The sequence below is a fragment of the Sphingobacterium sp. E70 genome, from assembly GCF_019285695.1.
Lineage (GTDB): Bacteria > Bacteroidota > Bacteroidia > Sphingobacteriales > Sphingobacteriaceae > Sphingobacterium > Sphingobacterium detergens.
Window position 1 is genome coordinate 2,066,022 of the sequence record NZ_CP079104.1, and the last position, 16,495, is coordinate 2,082,516.

General features: G+C 43.4%; 9 protein-coding genes, 2 tRNA genes, 3 rRNA genes and 3 pseudogenes. 6 read left to right on the top strand and 11 right to left on the bottom strand.

Features of this window, described 5'->3' with window-relative positions:
- Nucleotides 1–119: 119 nt before the first annotated feature.
- A pseudogene (gene lipA / locus KUH03_RS14780) lies at nt 120–999 on the bottom strand (lipoyl synthase).
- Between the two features lie 251 nt (nt 1,000–1,250).
- On the opposite strand from lipA, the gene KUH03_RS14785 reads away from it, so the two are divergent.
- From KUH03_RS14785 to carB, 5 genes and pseudogenes are all read left to right on the top strand, one after another.
- Nucleotides 1,251–1,421, top strand: a complete 171-nt coding sequence (locus KUH03_RS14785; protein ID WP_257094415.1) for a hypothetical protein — start codon at nt 1,251–1,253, stop codon at nt 1,419–1,421.
- A gap of 113 nt (nt 1,422–1,534) precedes the next feature.
- On the top strand, nt 1,535–2,062 hold the full coding sequence (locus tag KUH03_RS14790) for a family 20 glycosylhydrolase (protein ID WP_257094418.1): 528 nt from the start codon (nt 1,535–1,537) through the stop codon (nt 2,060–2,062).
- A gap of 50 nt (nt 2,063–2,112) precedes the next feature.
- Nucleotides 2,113–2,988 carry a beta-N-acetylhexosaminidase gene (locus KUH03_RS14795; RefSeq protein ID WP_257096979.1) on the top strand — a complete coding sequence of 292 codons (876 nt, stop codon included), beginning with the start codon at nt 2,113–2,115 and terminating at the stop codon, nt 2,986–2,988.
- Nucleotides 2,989–3,186: 198 nt separating this feature from the next.
- Nucleotides 3,187–3,426 (top strand): hypothetical protein, encoded by a 240-nt coding sequence (locus KUH03_RS14800; protein ID WP_257094420.1) that lies wholly within the window; start codon nt 3,187–3,189, stop codon nt 3,424–3,426.
- 234 nt (nt 3,427–3,660) lie between these two features.
- Nucleotides 3,661–6,478 (top strand): annotated as a pseudogene (carB, locus tag KUH03_RS14805) (carbamoyl-phosphate synthase large subunit).
- A gap of 49 nt (nt 6,479–6,527) precedes the next feature.
- On the opposite strand, the gene KUH03_RS14820 reads toward carB, so the two are convergent.
- From KUH03_RS14820 to KUH03_RS14870, 10 genes and pseudogenes are all read right to left on the bottom strand, one after another.
- Nucleotides 6,528–6,896, bottom strand: coding sequence for a formylglycine-generating enzyme family protein (locus KUH03_RS14820; RefSeq protein WP_257094433.1), 369 nt, complete (start codon nt 6,894–6,896; stop codon nt 6,528–6,530).
- Between the two features lie 13 nt (nt 6,897–6,909).
- Nucleotides 6,910–7,379, bottom strand: a pseudogene (locus tag KUH03_RS14830) (SUMF1/EgtB/PvdO family nonheme iron enzyme).
- A gap of 123 nt (nt 7,380–7,502) precedes the next feature.
- Nucleotides 7,503–8,366 (bottom strand): hypothetical protein, encoded by an 864-nt coding sequence (locus KUH03_RS14835; RefSeq protein ID WP_373564734.1) that lies wholly within the window; start codon nt 8,364–8,366, stop codon nt 7,503–7,505.
- The gene (locus KUH03_RS14840) at nt 8,288–8,959 is read right to left on the bottom strand and encodes a Gfo/Idh/MocA family protein (protein ID WP_257094449.1); all 672 of its coding nucleotides are present in this window, start codon (nt 8,957–8,959) and stop codon (nt 8,288–8,290) included. Before KUH03_RS14840 ends, KUH03_RS14835 begins: the two co-directional genes overlap by 79 nt.
- Before the next feature lie 930 nt (nt 8,960–9,889).
- Nucleotides 9,890–10,001 (bottom strand): 5S ribosomal RNA (rrf, locus tag KUH03_RS14845).
- Between the two features lie 157 nt (nt 10,002–10,158).
- Nucleotides 10,159–13,030: ribosomal RNA gene (locus KUH03_RS14850) — 23S ribosomal RNA — on the bottom strand.
- Between the two features lie 267 nt (nt 13,031–13,297).
- A tRNA-Ala gene (locus KUH03_RS14855) sits at nt 13,298–13,371 on the bottom strand.
- A gap of 88 nt (nt 13,372–13,459) precedes the next feature.
- A tRNA-Ile gene (locus KUH03_RS14860) sits at nt 13,460–13,533 on the bottom strand.
- A gap of 207 nt (nt 13,534–13,740) precedes the next feature.
- Nucleotides 13,741–15,265: ribosomal RNA gene (locus tag KUH03_RS14865) — 16S ribosomal RNA — on the bottom strand.
- Together the 16S, 23S and 5S rRNA genes with 2 tRNA genes alongside form the textbook arrangement of a ribosomal RNA operon.
- A gap of 152 nt (nt 15,266–15,417) precedes the next feature.
- Nucleotides 15,418–15,594, bottom strand: coding sequence for a hypothetical protein (locus KUH03_RS14870; protein WP_257094451.1), 177 nt, complete (start codon nt 15,592–15,594; stop codon nt 15,418–15,420).
- A gap of 165 nt (nt 15,595–15,759) precedes the next feature.
- Here KUH03_RS14870 and KUH03_RS14875 point away from each other — a divergent pair, with 165 nt between their 5' ends.
- Nucleotides 15,760–15,981, top strand: a complete 222-nt coding sequence (locus KUH03_RS14875) for a hypothetical protein (protein ID WP_257094453.1) — start codon at nt 15,760–15,762, stop codon at nt 15,979–15,981.
- Nucleotides 15,982–16,495: the final 514 nt, after the last annotated feature.

Sequence of the window (16,495 nt, forward strand, 5' to 3'; positions counted from 1 at the left end):
CAAAAACTTAGATACAAATTGTAACTAAAAGAGCCTGAGTGATTGTTTCACTCAGGCTCTTTATGTTAACATGGAAACAACTTTTGTTTTTCCAAGAAATCTAATCGTTTTGTCCACTATTATTGCATATCGAACAAATGCTTTTCAGCATGGTAAGATGAACGAACCAAAGGTCCAGATTCAACATATTTGAATCCCATTTCCAAACCAATTTTTTATATTTTTCAAATTGAGCTGGTGTGATAAATTCGATAACGGGATGATGTGCTTTGGTTGGCTGTAAGTATTGTCCAAGAGTCAAAATATGAACACCGACATTATATAAGTCCTGCATTGCCTCAATCACATCTTCTTCCGTTTCACCAAGACCCAACATGATACCTGACTTCGTACGAAGACCTGCTTCCGAAATCCGACGCAAACATTCCAAAGAACGGTCATATTTTGCCTGAACACGTACTTCTCTGGTCAAACGACGCACAGTTTCCAGATTATGTGAAACGACCTCTGGGCGAACAGCAATGACACGATCCAAATTGTCCCATTGACCTTTAAAATCTGGTAATAATGTTTCCAAAGTTGTTTCTGGACTTTCTTTACGGATTGCATTGATCGTCTCCGCCCAAATTGTAGAACCGCCATCTTTTAGATCATCACGGTCTACAGAAGTGATAACACAATGTTTTACCTGCATCAACTTCACAGAATTGGCTACCCTATTTGGTTCATCCAAGTCTACTGGCAAAGGACGACCTGTTGCTACAGCGCAAAACGAACATGAACGTGTACAGATATTTCCTAATATCATGAAGGTTGCTGTTCCTGCCCCCAACACTCACCCATATTTGGGCAATTTCCACTCTCACAAATTGTATGTAATTTGTGCTCATCTACAAGACTTCTGACATGTCTATACTCTTTACCAACAGGCAATTTGACACGCAACCAATCTGGCTTGCGTTGTGCAGGAGTTGCCGGAATAACTGGAAGTTCAATCATACAACAAAGTTAAGGATTAAAAATGTAATTTCTATTGGGCAATTTGTTGGTTTTATATCATAAATACTTATCGAATGACGGCAATAATAGAATAATGAAACAAAAATTAGGATATTTGTGTTGATTATCTATTGATCTAAATACTTTACTATGCGATTGAGCAAATCTTTATCCCTGTTATTGCTTGGGGAGCTTACATTTTTAGTGCGCAGGCCCAAAGTAATTTTGACATTATTCCCAAGCCTTCCAAGGTGACCGTAGCGACTGGAATATATACCATCCCAACACAACTCACAGTTATTGTTTCTGATGATTTCCAACAAGCGGTGCAATTGCTTACTGAACATCCTGCGATCAAGAGTTTAACCCTTGAAGTGCTGAAGAAAAACAAAAAGCACCAAAAGAAGGCTTTCGTATTGTAAAGGCGGTTGATGCAGACAACCTCAGCAAAAATGCCTATTCGATTCAAATTGATGAAAAAGGTCTCCTGCTCAAAGCCTGGGATACTCCACAGGTCATCAATGGGATTTATACCTTGGTTCAATTAGGCTATCTACAAGCTGATCCCAGCAAAATAGCATTTGCGACTATCGTTGATGAACCTCGTTTTTCATACCGGGGATTACATTTAGACGTTTCCCGTCACTTTATGCCTCTTTCTTTCGTAAAGAAATATATCGATGTCATGGCCATTTATAAGTTCAATAACTTTCACTGGCATTTGACAGATGGAGCGGGATGGCGACTGGAGATTAAAAAATATCCGGAATTAACACAAAAAGCAGCTTGGCGTACACATACCCATTGGAAAGATTGGTGGAACAATGGACGTCAATATGTGGAAAAAGGAAATCCAAATGCCAGTGGTGGCTTTTATACACAGGAAGAAGCGCGCGAACTGGTCGACTATGCTGCCCGAAAAGGCATCAATGTCATTCCGGAAATAGAAATGCCCGGACACTCAGAAGAGGTATTAGCTGTATATCCCGAACTTTCCTGTTCAGGGAAACCCTACAGCCAAAGCGAGTTTTGCATTGGCAATGAAAAGACTTTTGAATTCTAAAAAATGTACTGGATGAAGTACTGACCATATTCCCGTCTCAATATATCCATATTGGAGGTGATGAAGCGGAAAAGAAACATTGGGAAACCTGTCCAAAAGATCAAGCTCTTATGCAGAAGGAAGGTTTAAAGTCCGTTGACGAATTACAGAGTTATGCCATCAAACAAATGGATCTGTACCTGCAATCAAAGGGTAGAAAGCTTATTGGTTGGGATGAGATCTTACAAGGTGGGCTCACCGAAGGAGCAACAGTCATGAGTTGGCGTGGAGAAGAGGGCGGAATAAAAGCTGCAAATGCGGGCCACGATGTCATTATGACTCCGGGCTCACATCTTTATTTCGATTCCTATCAGACAGACCCAAGAACACAACCCGAAGCCATTGGAGGCTATCTAACACTTGATAAAGTCTACTCCTACGACCCTATCCCAGCTGCGATACAAGGTGATAAAGCCAAACATATCCTGGGTGCACAGGCGAATATATGGACAGAATATGTGCCGACGACGGAGCATGTTGAATATATGGTGTTTCCGCGTGCATTAGCGTTATCTGAAGTCAATTGGACCACAAAAGATGCAAAAAGCTGGACGGACTTTCAACGAAGATTACAATCACATTATAAGTTACTACAGGAGCTGAATCTGAACTACTATCGTCCCTCGTTCAATGTTGCCTATACAGCATCGTATAATGCGATTAAAAACAACAACAAAATTACACTTACAACAGAGCAATTGAACACGGATCAGATCCGATATACCATTGATGGAAGTGAACCTACGATTCAGTCTACACCATATACCGGTCCATTTGAACTTAGTTCAACAGGACATATCAATGCGGCATATTTTCAGGACTCCATTAAAATAGGTCCTACATTGTCATTTGATATTGATATTCATCGCGCCATTGGAAAAAAGTAACTTACAACACACAATGGTCTGGATATCCAGCCCAAAAAGATTCGACTTTAACCAATGGTCTAATGGGGGACTCTCTTACCACGATGGTCAATGGCAAGGTTTTACAAGCCCGATTGATGTCGTAGTCGATTTAGAGCGAAGAGAAGAAATTCATCAGGTTGCCATGAATTTTATGCAAATGATAGGTCCAGGGTCTACATGCCCGGTGAAATGGAAGTGCTTCTTTCGGACAATGGACGTAGCTTTAGAAAAGTAGGTACAGTGATAAATGATATATCCGATAAAGAATCCAAATTAACATTTAAACGTTTCGAGCTGAAACTAGATAAAGCGCAGCAGGCACGCTACATAAAAATCAAGGCCAGCAATCCGAAAAAGGATATTTATTTACAGACGAAATTATTGTTTATTAACCGAATAATAGACAATTCACGATAATAGTTGGAGAACCTACTCCTTACGTTTTCCAACTATTATTACTGCTTTCAAAACTACTTTTCCAACAAAGGCCATTTTATTTTGAAATATTATTAAAATAAATACTTCATTTTCAAAATTTAAAATGTAACTTTGCACTCCGACAAAGCAGTCGGAATGACCCTTCCCATGAGCTATTTTTGATTGTCTTTGCTCAGATTTACAATAGGAAATTTAATTTTTGAACTAGATATAATGCCAAGAAACACTTCCATTAAGTCGGTTTTAATCATCGGATCAGGTCCCATCGTTATCGGTCAAGCTTGTGAATTTGATTATTCTGGATCTCAAGCATCCCTTTCATTGAAAGAAGAAGGTATTGAAGTATCCATCATCAACTCAAATCCTGCAACAATCATGACGGACAAAGTTGTTGCAGACAATGTCTACTTACTTCCATTAACTTGCGAAAGTATTGAAGAAATATTGCAAAAGCACAATATTGACGCTGTACTTCCTACCATGGGTGGTCAGACAGCTTTGAACTTATGTATCGAAGCTTCCAACCTAGGTCTTTGGGAAAAATACAATGTAAAAGTTATCGGTGTTGATGTTGCTGCCATTGAAAAAACTGAAAACCGTGAAGAATTCCGTCAATTAATGGTTGATATTGGTGTGGGCGTTGCAACATCAAAGATTGCAAACTCTTTCCTAGAGGGTAAAGAAGCTGCACAAGAAATTGGTTATCCTCTTGTTATACGTCCTTCCTACACCTTAGCAGGTACAGGAGGTGGATTTGTACACAGAAAAGAAGATTTTGATGCAGCCTTAAATAGAGGTTTACACGCATCACCAACGCACGAGGTTTTAGTCGAACAAGCTGTATTGGGTTGGAAAGAATTCGAGTTAGAATTGCTTCGCGATACCAACGACAATGTCATTATCATCTGTACAATTGAAAACTTTGATCCAATGGGTATCCACACTGGAGACTCGATCACAGTAGCTCCAGGTATGACATTATCGGACAAATGTTACCAAGATATGCGTAATCAGGCTATCCTGATGATGCGCTCGATCGGTACATTTGCAGGTGGATGTAACGTTCAATTCTCGGTAAATCCAGAAAACGAAGAAATCATTGCAATCGAGATCAACCCACGTGTATCTCGTTCATCAGCTTTAGCATCGAAAGCAACTGGTTACCCAATTGCAAAAATTGCAGCTAAATTAGCGATCGGATACAACTTGGATGAGTTGCAAAATCAGATTACTAAGACTACTTCAGCATATTTCGAACCCACATTAGATTACGTCATCGTTAAGATCCCACGTTTCAACTTTGACAAGTTCAAAGGTGCAAACAAAGAATTAGGTCTTCAGATGAAAGCTGTAGGTGAGGTAATGGCAATCGGCCGTACATTTATCGAAGCTTTACAGAAAGCATGTCAGTCACTTGAAACTGGCCGCGCTGGTCTAGGTGCAGATGGTCGTCAATGGAGAAATCTGGACGAGATCATGGATAGCTTAGAACATCCAAGCGGTGACCGTTTGTTCCATATCAAAGATGCATTCGAATTAGGTGTTCCATTGGAATCAATTCGTAAAGCAACACGTATTGACAAATGGTTCTTGGTACAGATCCAGGAGTTAGTACATCTTGAGCAAGAGTTACGTCGTTACCAACTGAATAATATCCCACGCGATTTCTTCATGACCTTAAAACAAAAAGGTTATTCAGATGTACAGATTGCTTGGTTGCTAGGTAATGTAACAGAAGATCAGGTATATGACCGTCGTAAGGAACTTGGCATCAACCGTGTTTACAAAATGGTTGATACTTGTGCCGCGGAATTCCCAGCACAAACTCCATATTACTATTCAACATTTGAAGAAGAAAACGAATCCATCTCTTCAGACAGAAAGAAAATCATTGTATTAGGTTCAGGTCCTAACCGTATCGGTCAAGGTATCGAGTTCGATTACTCTTGTGTACACGGGTTATTGGCAGCCAAAGAATGTGGTTACGAGGCAATCATGGTTAACTGTAACCCTGAGACAGTATCAACAGACTTTAACATGGCTGACAAGTTATACTTTGAGCCTGTATTCTGGGAACATGTTCGTGAGATCATTGAATTAGAAAAACCTGAAGGTGTAATTGTTCAATTGGGTGGACAAACAGCACTTAAAATGGCTGAACGCTTGGAGCAGCTTGGTGTAAAAATCATTGGTACTTCTTTCGAAAATATGGACTTGGCAGAAGATCGTGGTCGTTTCTCTGATCTTTTGAAAGAATTAAATATTCCATATCCAAAATATGGTGTGGCTACTTCGGCAGAAGAAGCATTACAGTTGCTAACGAAGTTGGCTATCCAGTTTTAGTTCGCCCTTCGTATGTATTGGGTGGACAAGGCATGAGTATTGTCATCAATGACGAAGACTTGGAAAAAGCGGTTGTTAACTTATTGAAAAACCTTCCCGGTAATCATATCCTGATTGACCACTTCTTGGATCGTGCTGAAGAAGCGGAGTCAGATTCTATCTGTGATGGCGAGGATGTACATATCATCGGTATGATGGAACACATCGAGCCTGCGGGTATTCACTCTGGGGACTCTTCGGCAGTATTGCCTCCATTCGGACTATCCCAAGCTGTTCAGGATAAAATGGAAGAATACTCGATCAAGTTAGCGAAAGCACTAAATGTACGTGGACTATTAAACATTCAGTTTGCTGTCAAAGGTGAGAATGTTTATGTCATCGAGGCTAACCCACGTGCATCACGTACAGTTCCTTTCATCGCGAAGGCTTACGATGTTCCTTACATCAACATCGCGACAAAAGTGATGTTGGTGTTAATAAATTGAGTGACTTCACGATCGAACGTAAATTGAAAGGATACGCGATTAAAGAGCCGGTATTCTCCTTCAATAAATTCCCTGAGGTAGACAAACAATTAGGTCCTGAAATGAAATCAACTGGTGAAGCAATCCGCTTTATCAAAGATCTTCAAGATCCATATTTCAGAGAATTGTACAATCAAAAATCAATGTTTTTGAATGCACAATAAGGTGTCTCTATAAAATAGAAAAGGCTTGCAAATGCAAGCCTTTTCTATTTTATATCTTTACGCATCGAAAACCGACATTATTTGTGGGGCTATTTACCTCACCTTTTCCCCTGCTTCCTGCTTTATAACGTTCACAATACTGATCATTACAGAGAAACGATCCGCCTCGTTGGACACGTTTCTCGAGATTAGGTTCCTGTGGATCATACGAACTCTCCGGTCCCGTGGGATTTGACGCCACGCTATTCTTGTAATAATCTGGTCTATAGTAGTCCGAACACCATTCCCAGACATTCCCTTCCATATCGTAGAGTCCTAAAGCGTTCGCCTGAAAAGATTTCACTGGCGCCGCACCTTCATAACCATCCTCTTTTGAATCTTCAACGGGAATTTCCCCTGATAAATATTGGCCGTCCATTTACCATTGGGTTTCAGCTCTTTCCCCAATAATACAGGTCATCATTGGTATCCTTACGTGAACGGGCGGCGTACTCCCATTCAGCTTCAGTAGGCAATCTTTTTCCAGCCCACTTTGCATAGGCAGCCGCATCCTCATAAGCAACCTGGACAACTGGGTAATTCATTTTATCTTTTATGGAACTATTAGGCCCTTCAGGATGTTGCCAATTTGCCCCGGAACATACTCCCACCACATCAGATAATTATTTAAAGAGTTGAGTTCTTTGGGTTTTGAAAATACAGCAGATCCAGGAACCAACATATTTGGATCCACACCGGGAAAATCTTTTGGGTCAAGTTTTCGCTCAGCTACGGTCACATAGCCCGTTTCCTTTACAAATTGAGCAAATTGTGCATTTGTAACTTCATGTTCATCCATATAAAATGAATGGAGCTCTACAGTATGCACAGGTTTACTATCTTCGAAATTCGAACTTCCCATCAGAAATTTACCCCCTCAATTAAAACCATCTTTCCAGTAGCATTACTACTTTGTTTGGATAACTGAGATTTGATCATCCCGGCCCGTGTAGGTATATTTTCACCAACACAACATGAAAGGGTATCATTTGCGGAAAATATAGATAGACAGGTAACTAGCGTCAGATTGATTAACATACCTAAAGATAAACATAAAAGGGGAACAATAAAATGCTCCCCTTTTAATTATTGACCTAGATGTAGATTTTATACATCCAATTGTACATTTTCTTTTTTGCATTTTTGAGCGAATAGGTGTATTACCACCACCTTTTAAGGTGATATCCACCGGGTTATTATTTTTCCATGCACCTTTTGTAAAATCCGGTACTGCTACTGTTTTACAGTTCTTTTCAACGGACTCAAAACTTAATGGTACAATACAACTCCATGAAGCAGCGTCATAGACATCTTGATCCAACGGCAAGCCGTTACGTAGACAGTCGATTAGGCGCCAGTCCATCATAAAGTCCATCCCGCCGTGACCACCAACTTCTTTGGCTTTATCACCGATGTATTTCACTAATTCTGGCGTATATTTATCATATAATTCTTTGAGTTTTTCCTCTTTAATGAATTCATGACCAAAAGCAATATTCTCAGTTGGGTATTTTTGGGCAAAACCTTTCGTACCGCTTAACGTATGAAGTCTTGAATATGGTCTCGGCGAGGTCACATCATGTTGTAGCATAATTGTTTTACCCTTCGCAGTGCGAATTAGCGTCGTATTCATGTTGCCACGGTATTTCTTTCCGACGAATTCCTGAAAGAACGAATCCTTTCCAGCGAGTTCCTTAGCTTTCTCGCCCATCATAAAATCATTGGACGACATCGCGACAAGATGATCCATCTTGTCTCCTCTATTTATATTTAGACACTGTGCGACAGGTCCAAGTCCGTGAGTTGGATAGAGGTTTCCATTGTATTTAATATTTTCCTTAGACGCCACATATTATCATAACCATTCTTTGAGAAATTCAAATCCAATAAGTCATGGATATAAGCACCTTCACCATGGATCAATTCACCAAATAAACCTTGGCGGGCCATATTCAATGTCAACATCTCGAAAAAGTCATAGCAACAATTCTCCAACATCATACAATGTTTTTTTGTTGCTTCAGATGTTTTGACTACCTCCCAACAATCTTTTATTGTTAATGCAATTGGCACTTCACAAGCCACATGGTTACCCGCTTTCATAGCTGCAACACTCATGAGTGCATGGTAGTCCCAAGGTGTACAGATATAGACCAGATCCAGTTTTTCTTCCTTCAATAATGACTTCCAGCCGTCTTCTCCAGAATAAGACTTTGCAGCCTTCAAACCTTTTGAGGTAAGAATCTTCTGCGCTTTCTCAACTCTTTCTGGATGTTTATCACAAAGTGCAACGACTTCACAACCTTCGATAAAAGATAGTCGTTCGACTGCACCAGGACCACGCATACCCAATCCAATTACAGCAACTCTCACTTTATCAATTTTGGGTGCAGCATAACCGCACATATTAAATGCTTCTGCAGTCGCATTTGCATTAACCAACGTAGGAAGTGAAACAGCCAGTGATGATAAAATTCCGGCTTTTTTAAAAAATCTCTTCTAGAATCCATAATTTAAAGTTCATGTAAATTTAAAGGGACCAAAATGGTCCCTCTAAAAAATCACCTATTTTAAAACAAACTAAACAGTCAATAAGAAAAATCCATTTGGATTTGGATTTATACTTGGTTCTAACTAAAGAACTTAATCTCTATAACAATAATATAACACTTTTCTCGAAATAAAAAATCAAACTTTAAAGCAATCGTTTGTTTAATCTACACAAACGATTGCTTAATTTATATAATCATTATTTTTTTACCGAAAGTGTGACCGTTAGATAAATTCATGATTTCAATTTCATAGCAAAAACTTAAAGAGCATATACTCAAGATGATAAGTTTATTATTCCTTTATACTCGAGATCTCCGTTGCCAAGTATTCTTTTACCGGCGCTACCACGAGTCGAATCGGGAATCACTTGCAGAATATCTAACCATCCAGTAATTTGGTTACCCAATCCAATCATCAAGCCGCTTTCATAAGTGAGTGGATAGATTGAGCACTGGCGGCTTCTATTCAGGAAAAAATCAGGTAATCGCAGATCCTATCGGTAAAGATCATTGCAGTAAGGCGGCCAACAAAAACGTGGATTAGGATACGTGCTTAGGCAGTAGGTAGGCTGTCCGGCTCAATTTAGCTTATCAATGCCTTATGTTGTTAGCTGCTATCGCACCTAAAGCGGGCAAGAGTCTACACTGAGTCTGTAGCGCTTGGTATTATTACCGTGACTTCCGATGCAGCAAGCCCAATGCATGTACATTGAAAGTAGCGTATACAATTTAAGCGCGCAGCCATTGTTCTTTTGAATCTTTTGGGAAGTCACTAAACGAAAGAAGCCCTTGACTGTTTCCAGCAAGGGCTTCCGTAAAAAAAAGGCACCGACCTACTCTCCCACCTGTTACGGCAATACCATCGGCTCTGGCGGGCTTGACTGCTCTGTTCGGAATGGGAAGAGGTAGACACCGCCGATATAGGCACCTAAAGTTTTTTTAGAGGTGAGATAGGAGATATGAGTACCGAGATCCTTTCAGGTCCCACATAGCTCTGCTCCATGCACACGTCTAACTGACATATATATTGAAAGAGTTTCGTTTCCTTTGTTTCAAAAATTAAAGAGGAAGACAACAGTGTGTCTCTGCATGAGAAAGCTTCGGGCTATTAGTACCACTTGGCTTTGGTCTCTCAACCTTTACACCTATGGCCTATCAACGTAGTCATCTTCTACGACCCTATAAGGGAAGTCTCATCTCGTGGCTAGTTTCGCACTTAGATGCTTTCAGCGCTTATCTATTCCAGACGTAGCTACCCTGCCGTACACCTGGCGGCATAACAGGTTCACCAGAGGTCTGTCCAACCCGGTCCTCTCGTACTAAGGTCAGATCCACTCAAACTTCCAACGCCCACAACAGATAGGGACCGAACTGTCTCGCGACGTTCTGAACCCAGCTCGCGTGCCACTTTAATGGGCGAACAGCCCAACCCTTGGGACCTTCTCCAGCCCCAGGATGTGACGAGCCGACATCGAGGTGCCAAACCTCCCCGTCGATATGAGCTCTTGGGGAGATCAGCCTGTTATCCCCAGCGTACCTTTTATCCTTTGAGCGATGGCCCTTCCATACAGAACCACCGGATCACTATGTCCGTCTTTCGACCCTGTTCGACTTGTCGGTCTCACAGTCAAGCAAGCTTATGCCATTGCACTCCGCGTACGGTTACCAAGCGTACTGAGCTTACCTTTGAAAGCCTCCGTTACCTTTTTGGAGGCGACCACCCCAGTCAAACTACCCACCAAACAATGTCCTCCCCATTAGGGAGTTAGAAACCGAATACAGAAAGGGCGGTATTTCAAGGTTGATTCCACGTATCCTGGCGAACACGCTTCAACATCTCCCGCCTATCCTACACATCCTGTACCCAATCTCAATGTTAAGCTATAGTGAAGGTGCATGGGGTCTTTCCGTCCCGTTGCGGGTAATCGGCGTCTTCACCGATACCACAATTTCACCGAGCTCATGGCTGAGACAGCGCCCAGATCGTTACACCATTCGTGCAGGTCGGAACTTACCCGACAAGGAATTTCGCTACCTTAGGACCGTTATAGTTACGGCCGCCGTTTACTGGGGCTTCGATTCAATGCTTCTCTTACGATGACATCCCCTCTTAACCTTCCAGCACCGGGCAGGTGTCAGGCCTTATACCTCATCTTGCGATTTTGCAAAGCCATATGTTTTTGTTAAACAGTCGCCTGGGCCTTTTCACTGCGGCTGCTCATCGCTGAGACAGCGCCCCTTCTCCCGAAGTTACAGGGCCATTTTGCCGAGTTCCTTAGCCATGACTCACTCGAGCACCTTAGGATTCTCTCCTCGACCACCTGTGTCGGTTTGCGGTACGGGTCTTCATAACCTGAAGCTTAGCGGGTTTTCTTGGAAGTCTGTTTACCTGCTCTATCAGCGCCACCGAAGCTTTGCTGTACTATTGGGTTTCAGCAGGGTCGGCGGATTTGCCTACCGTCCCTATACCTACGCCTTTCAACGAACTATTCCGTCAGTTCGCGGCAGTGTCACTACTCCGTCACCACATCGCAGTTATGAAGAGTACTGGAATATTAACCAGTTGTCCATCGGCTTGCCCCTTCGGGTGCGCCTTAGGTCCCGACTGACCCTGATCCGATTAACGTTGATCAGGAAACCTTGGTCTTTCGGTGGGCGGGTTTCCCACCCGCCTTATCGTTACTTATGCCATTTGCTTTTCCATACGGTCCAACACCCATTACCAGATATCTTCGCCCCATATGGAATGCTCCCCTACCAGATGCACATAAGTGCAAATCCATAGCTTCGGTACCGTTCTTGATGCCCGTTTATTATCCACGCCCGGCCGCTCGACTAGTGAGCTGTTACGCACTCTTTAAATGAATGGCTGCTTCCAAGCCAACATCCTAGCTGTCTGGGCAACCGGACCTCGTTAGTTCAACTTAGAACGAATTTGGGGACCTTAGCTGATGGTCTGGGTTCTTTCCCTCTCGGCCTTGGACCTTAGCACCCAAAGCCTCACTGCCGGCCATATTTAATAGCATTCGGAGTTCGTCTGGATTTGGTAGGATTTGACTCCCCGCACCCAATCGGTAGCTCTACCTCTATTAAACTCGATGCCGACGCTGTTCCTAAAAACATTTCGGGGAGTACGAGCTATTTCCCAGTTTGATTGGCCTTTCACCCCTACCCTCAGGTCATCCGAAACTTTTCAACGTTTATCGGTTCGGTCCTCCATTACATGTTACTGCAACTTCAACCTGCCCAAGGGTAGATCACAAGGTTTCGCGTCTACCTCATCTGACTATGCGCCCTATTAAGACTCGCTTTCGCTTCGGCTGCGTCCCTGAAGGACTTAACCTTGCCAGACAAGAGTAACTCGTAGGCTCATTATGCAAAAGGCACGCTGTCACAGGACCTGCCTGCTCCAACCGCTTGTAAGCACACGGTTTCAGGTTCTTTTCACTCCCCTGTTCGGGGTTCTTTTCACCTTTCCCTCACGGTACTGGTTCACTATCGGTCTCTCAGGAGTATTTAGCCTTACCAGATGGTGCTGGTGGATTCCCACAGGATTTCTCCGGTCCCGCGGTACTCAGGATACCACTATGTCAACATTCTTTACCTGTACGGGGCTCTCACCCTTATCGCGCAGTTTCCCACCTGCTTCCAGTTCATAGCGCTGTACAATGTCGTGGTCCTACAACCCGACCATGCCGTAACATGATCGGTTTGGGCTCTTTCCCGTTCGCTCGCCACTACTTGGGAAATCATTGTTATTTTCTTCTCCTACGCCTACTTAGATGTTTCAGTTCAGCGCGTTCGCGTATCATACGACTATTCTTCAAATAGTCAGGTTGCCCCATTCGGAAATCTCTGGATCAAGTCGCATTTGCCAATCCCCAAAGCTTATCGCAGCTTATCACGTCCTTCTTCGCCTCTGAGAGCCTAGGCATCCCCGTGTGCCCTTATTTACTTTCTTCACCGGCATAGCCTTTTGCTACTATGCGGCTGCTTTTGATATATATACCGATATGCTACGCAAAGATTCGTTCGGCCTGGACCGAGGGTCTCCTCCCTACATCAGACACATATCAGCATTGTCTCTATACTGTTGTCTTCTCTTGTAATTTTTTTCTCTTTCAATATGTCAAAGAACTCTTTTTTTTTTTTAGATAGGAGATTTTAGATCTGAGATATCAGACCTTGTATGGTCTGTTATCTTGCTCTATCTTTCCTCCAAAAAACGTGGAGAATAACGGATTCGAACCGTTGACCCCCTGCGTGCAAGGCAGGTGCTCTAGCCAGCTGAGCTAATTCCCCTTTTTTCAGATATCAGATTTTAGACCGGAGACAGGAAACAATTTAATTTGTCTCAATGCTCACATCTCTATTCTCAGATCTCTTTAAGTAGTCCCGAGCAGATTTGAACTGCTGACCCCTACATTATCAGTGTAGTGCTCTAACCAACTGAGCTACGGGACTAGCTATTCTGTTCATCTATCTCTCTCGGTCCTGCTCCTTATAGGGGCGGGCACTTTCTTCTGATGTTTCCTTTTTAGTAGTGAGTAGTCTGTAACGGGTATCGGGATCCTTTATGTCGCCATAAAATCATCTCAATACTCAATTCTCATATCTCAATACTATAATCAATCATATGTACGTGACGAGCACCGATCTTCGATACTCTAGAAAGGAGGTATTCCAGCGCACCTTCCGGTACGGCTACCTTGTTACGACTTAGCCCCAATTATCGGTTTTACCCTAACACGCTCCTTGCGGTCACATGCTTTAGGTACCCCCAACTTTCATGGCTTGACGGGCGGTGTGTACAAGGCCCGGGAACGTATTCACCGCGTCATTGCTGATACGCGATTACTAGCGAATCCAACTTCATGGGGTCGAGTTGCAGACCCCAATCCGAACTGTGAATGGCTTTTAGAGATTAGCATCATATTGCTATGTAGCTGCCCGCTGTACCATCCATTGTAGCACGTGTGTAGCCCCGGACGTAAGGGCCATGATGACTTGACGTCGTCCCCACCTTCCTCTCTGTTTGCACAGGCAGTCTGTTTAGAGTCCCCACCTTAAATGCTGGCAACTAAACATAGGGGTTGCGCTCGTTGCGGGACTTAACCCAACACCTCACGGCACGAGCTGACGACAGCCATGCAGCACCTAGTTTCGTGTCCCGAAGGACGGATGCGTCTCTGCATCCTTCACTAACTTTCAAGCCCGGGTAAGGTTCCTCGCGTATCATCGAATTAAACCACATGCTCCTCCGCTTGTGCGGGCCCCGTCAATTCCTTTGAGTTTCACCCTTGCGGGCGTACTCCCCAGGTGGATAACTTAACGCTTTCGCTTGGACGCTGGCTGTCTATCGCCAACATCGAGTTATCATCGTTTAGGGCGTGGACTACCAGGGTATCTAATCCTGTTCGATCCCCACGCTTTCGTGCATCAGCGTCAATACCAGCTTAGTGAGCTGCCTTCGCAATCGGAGTTCTAAGACATATCTATGCATTTCACCGCTACTTGTCTTATTCCGCCCACTTCAAATGGATTCAAGCCCATCAGTATCAAAGGCACTGCGATGGTTGAGCCACCGTATTTCACCCCTGACTTAATAGGCCGCCTACGCACCCTTTAAACCCAATAAATCCGGATAACGCTCGGATCCTCCGTATTACCGCGGCTGCTGGCACGGAGTTAGCCGATCCTTATTCTTCCAGTACATTCAGCTCTCTACACGTAAAGAGGTTTATTCCTGGACAAAAGCAGTTTACAACCCATAGGGCAGTCATCCTGCACGCGGCATGGCTGGTTCAGGCTTCCGCCCATTGACCAATATTCCTTACTGCTGCCTCCCGTAGGAGTCTGGTCCGTGTCTCAGTACCAGTGTGGGGATTCTCCTCTCAGAGCCCCTAGACATCGTCGCCTTGGTAAGCCGTTACCCTACCAACTAGCTAATGTCACGCGAGCCCATCTCTATCCTATAAATATTTAATATCCAACTGATGCCAATCAGATATATTATGCGGTGTTAATCTCTCTTTCGAGAGGCTATCCCCTGATAGAGGTAGGTTGCTCACGCGTTACGCACCCGTGCGCCACTCTCACCATCTTCGAGCAAGCTCTCCGATGGATCCCGTCCGACTTGCATGTATTAGGCCTGCCGCTAGCGTTCATCCTGAGCCAGGATCAAACTCTCCATTGTAAAATGAAGTTTTTGATTCCAACTATTTACATAATCAGAATTCTTTTTTATATCTCTGATCTTGGATCGAATTGAACGAATTGCTTGAATTTGTTCATGACTTTCGTTTTGTCTACTCGTCACGCTTACATGATTGTGTTTTCTTAAAGAACTTATCTCGCTTCAACTTCCGTATCCGCTATATTCCGATGAGCATTGCGCCCCTCTTTATCTTTTTTGTTTCCCTCCGTTTCCGTTGGGACTGCAAAGGTAGAAATCTTTTGAACTTCCAAAAACTTTTGAAGTTTTTTTTTTTTTTTTTCTTTTCTTTTTCCGATTTCAGCGCTCAACTCTCGTTAAACCCTTCTTTTTTCATGATCTCTTCTTTCGAAGTAACCGTCCCTCCCTTGCGGAGTGGTGCAAAGATAGGGAGTTTTTATAATCACTTCCAAGCCTTTTGTTCTTATTTATTTCATTTTGCCGCTAACTCGCTGTGAACTTGGCGGATTCTTTTTGTGAAACAGCATCACGGAGGGCTCCGGGGACAAAAAGGCTGGTTATGCGTGGGTCTGTGGTGGAAAGGGAACGGGAAAGCGCGCGCGGATAGCGCTGAAAGGCGGAGAATGCAGTGGAAAGTCCAAGTATGCGTGGAAACGCGGCGGAAAGGGAGTGGCAAGATTGTGAAAAGGGGCGCAAAAACAGCATCCGCAGGGGCCCCTACTACCACACCGCAGTAGGGACAGAAAGCGGATATGCACACAGCAGCGCCCCCTAAAAAACAGTCGCCCGGAACAGAAAAAAATCCGAGGGGACGGTCTCCAAGTCGGGATAACGGACAGGCGGCGAATAGACAGGCCTAAAAACCGCAGCAAACAAACCCCACCACCATAGAAAAACAGCCCGAAAACAGGGGAGCATCAAGGAAAGGACAAATCCAGAGTTTAGTTAGGGTTTGTTTAGGTTTAGTTTAGGTATTACTTAGGTTTTGTTTAGGTTTTATCTAAACTAAACCTAACTAAATGCTAGCCTAATCGTAGACTACTACTACGTTAATATTGGAACTATCCTTAAAAAATACCGGAAGTGATATCCCTGAAGGCAAAAGCATTCTGTTTCGGAGCCGACCGCCGGCACAGAGAATAGACCCCGGGACTCGGCTGTATCTCAGTCGGACTGCTTCGATACCTGTCTATGCTGTATTCGCGGTGAGTCCGCCTTAAGTCCACGTCTTAGCATGGAAACAGAGGTTTG

What these genes read in the sequence shown, in the direction of transcription:
- KUH03_RS14800 (WP_257094420.1), top strand. Translation starts at nt 3,187, where the DNA reads ATGCCCGGTGAAATGGAAGTGCTTCTTTCGGACAATGGACGTAGCTTT.
- KUH03_RS14820 (WP_257094433.1), bottom strand. Translation starts at nt 6,896, where the DNA reads ATGGACGGCCAATATTTATCAGGGGAAATTCCCGTTGAAGATTCAAAA.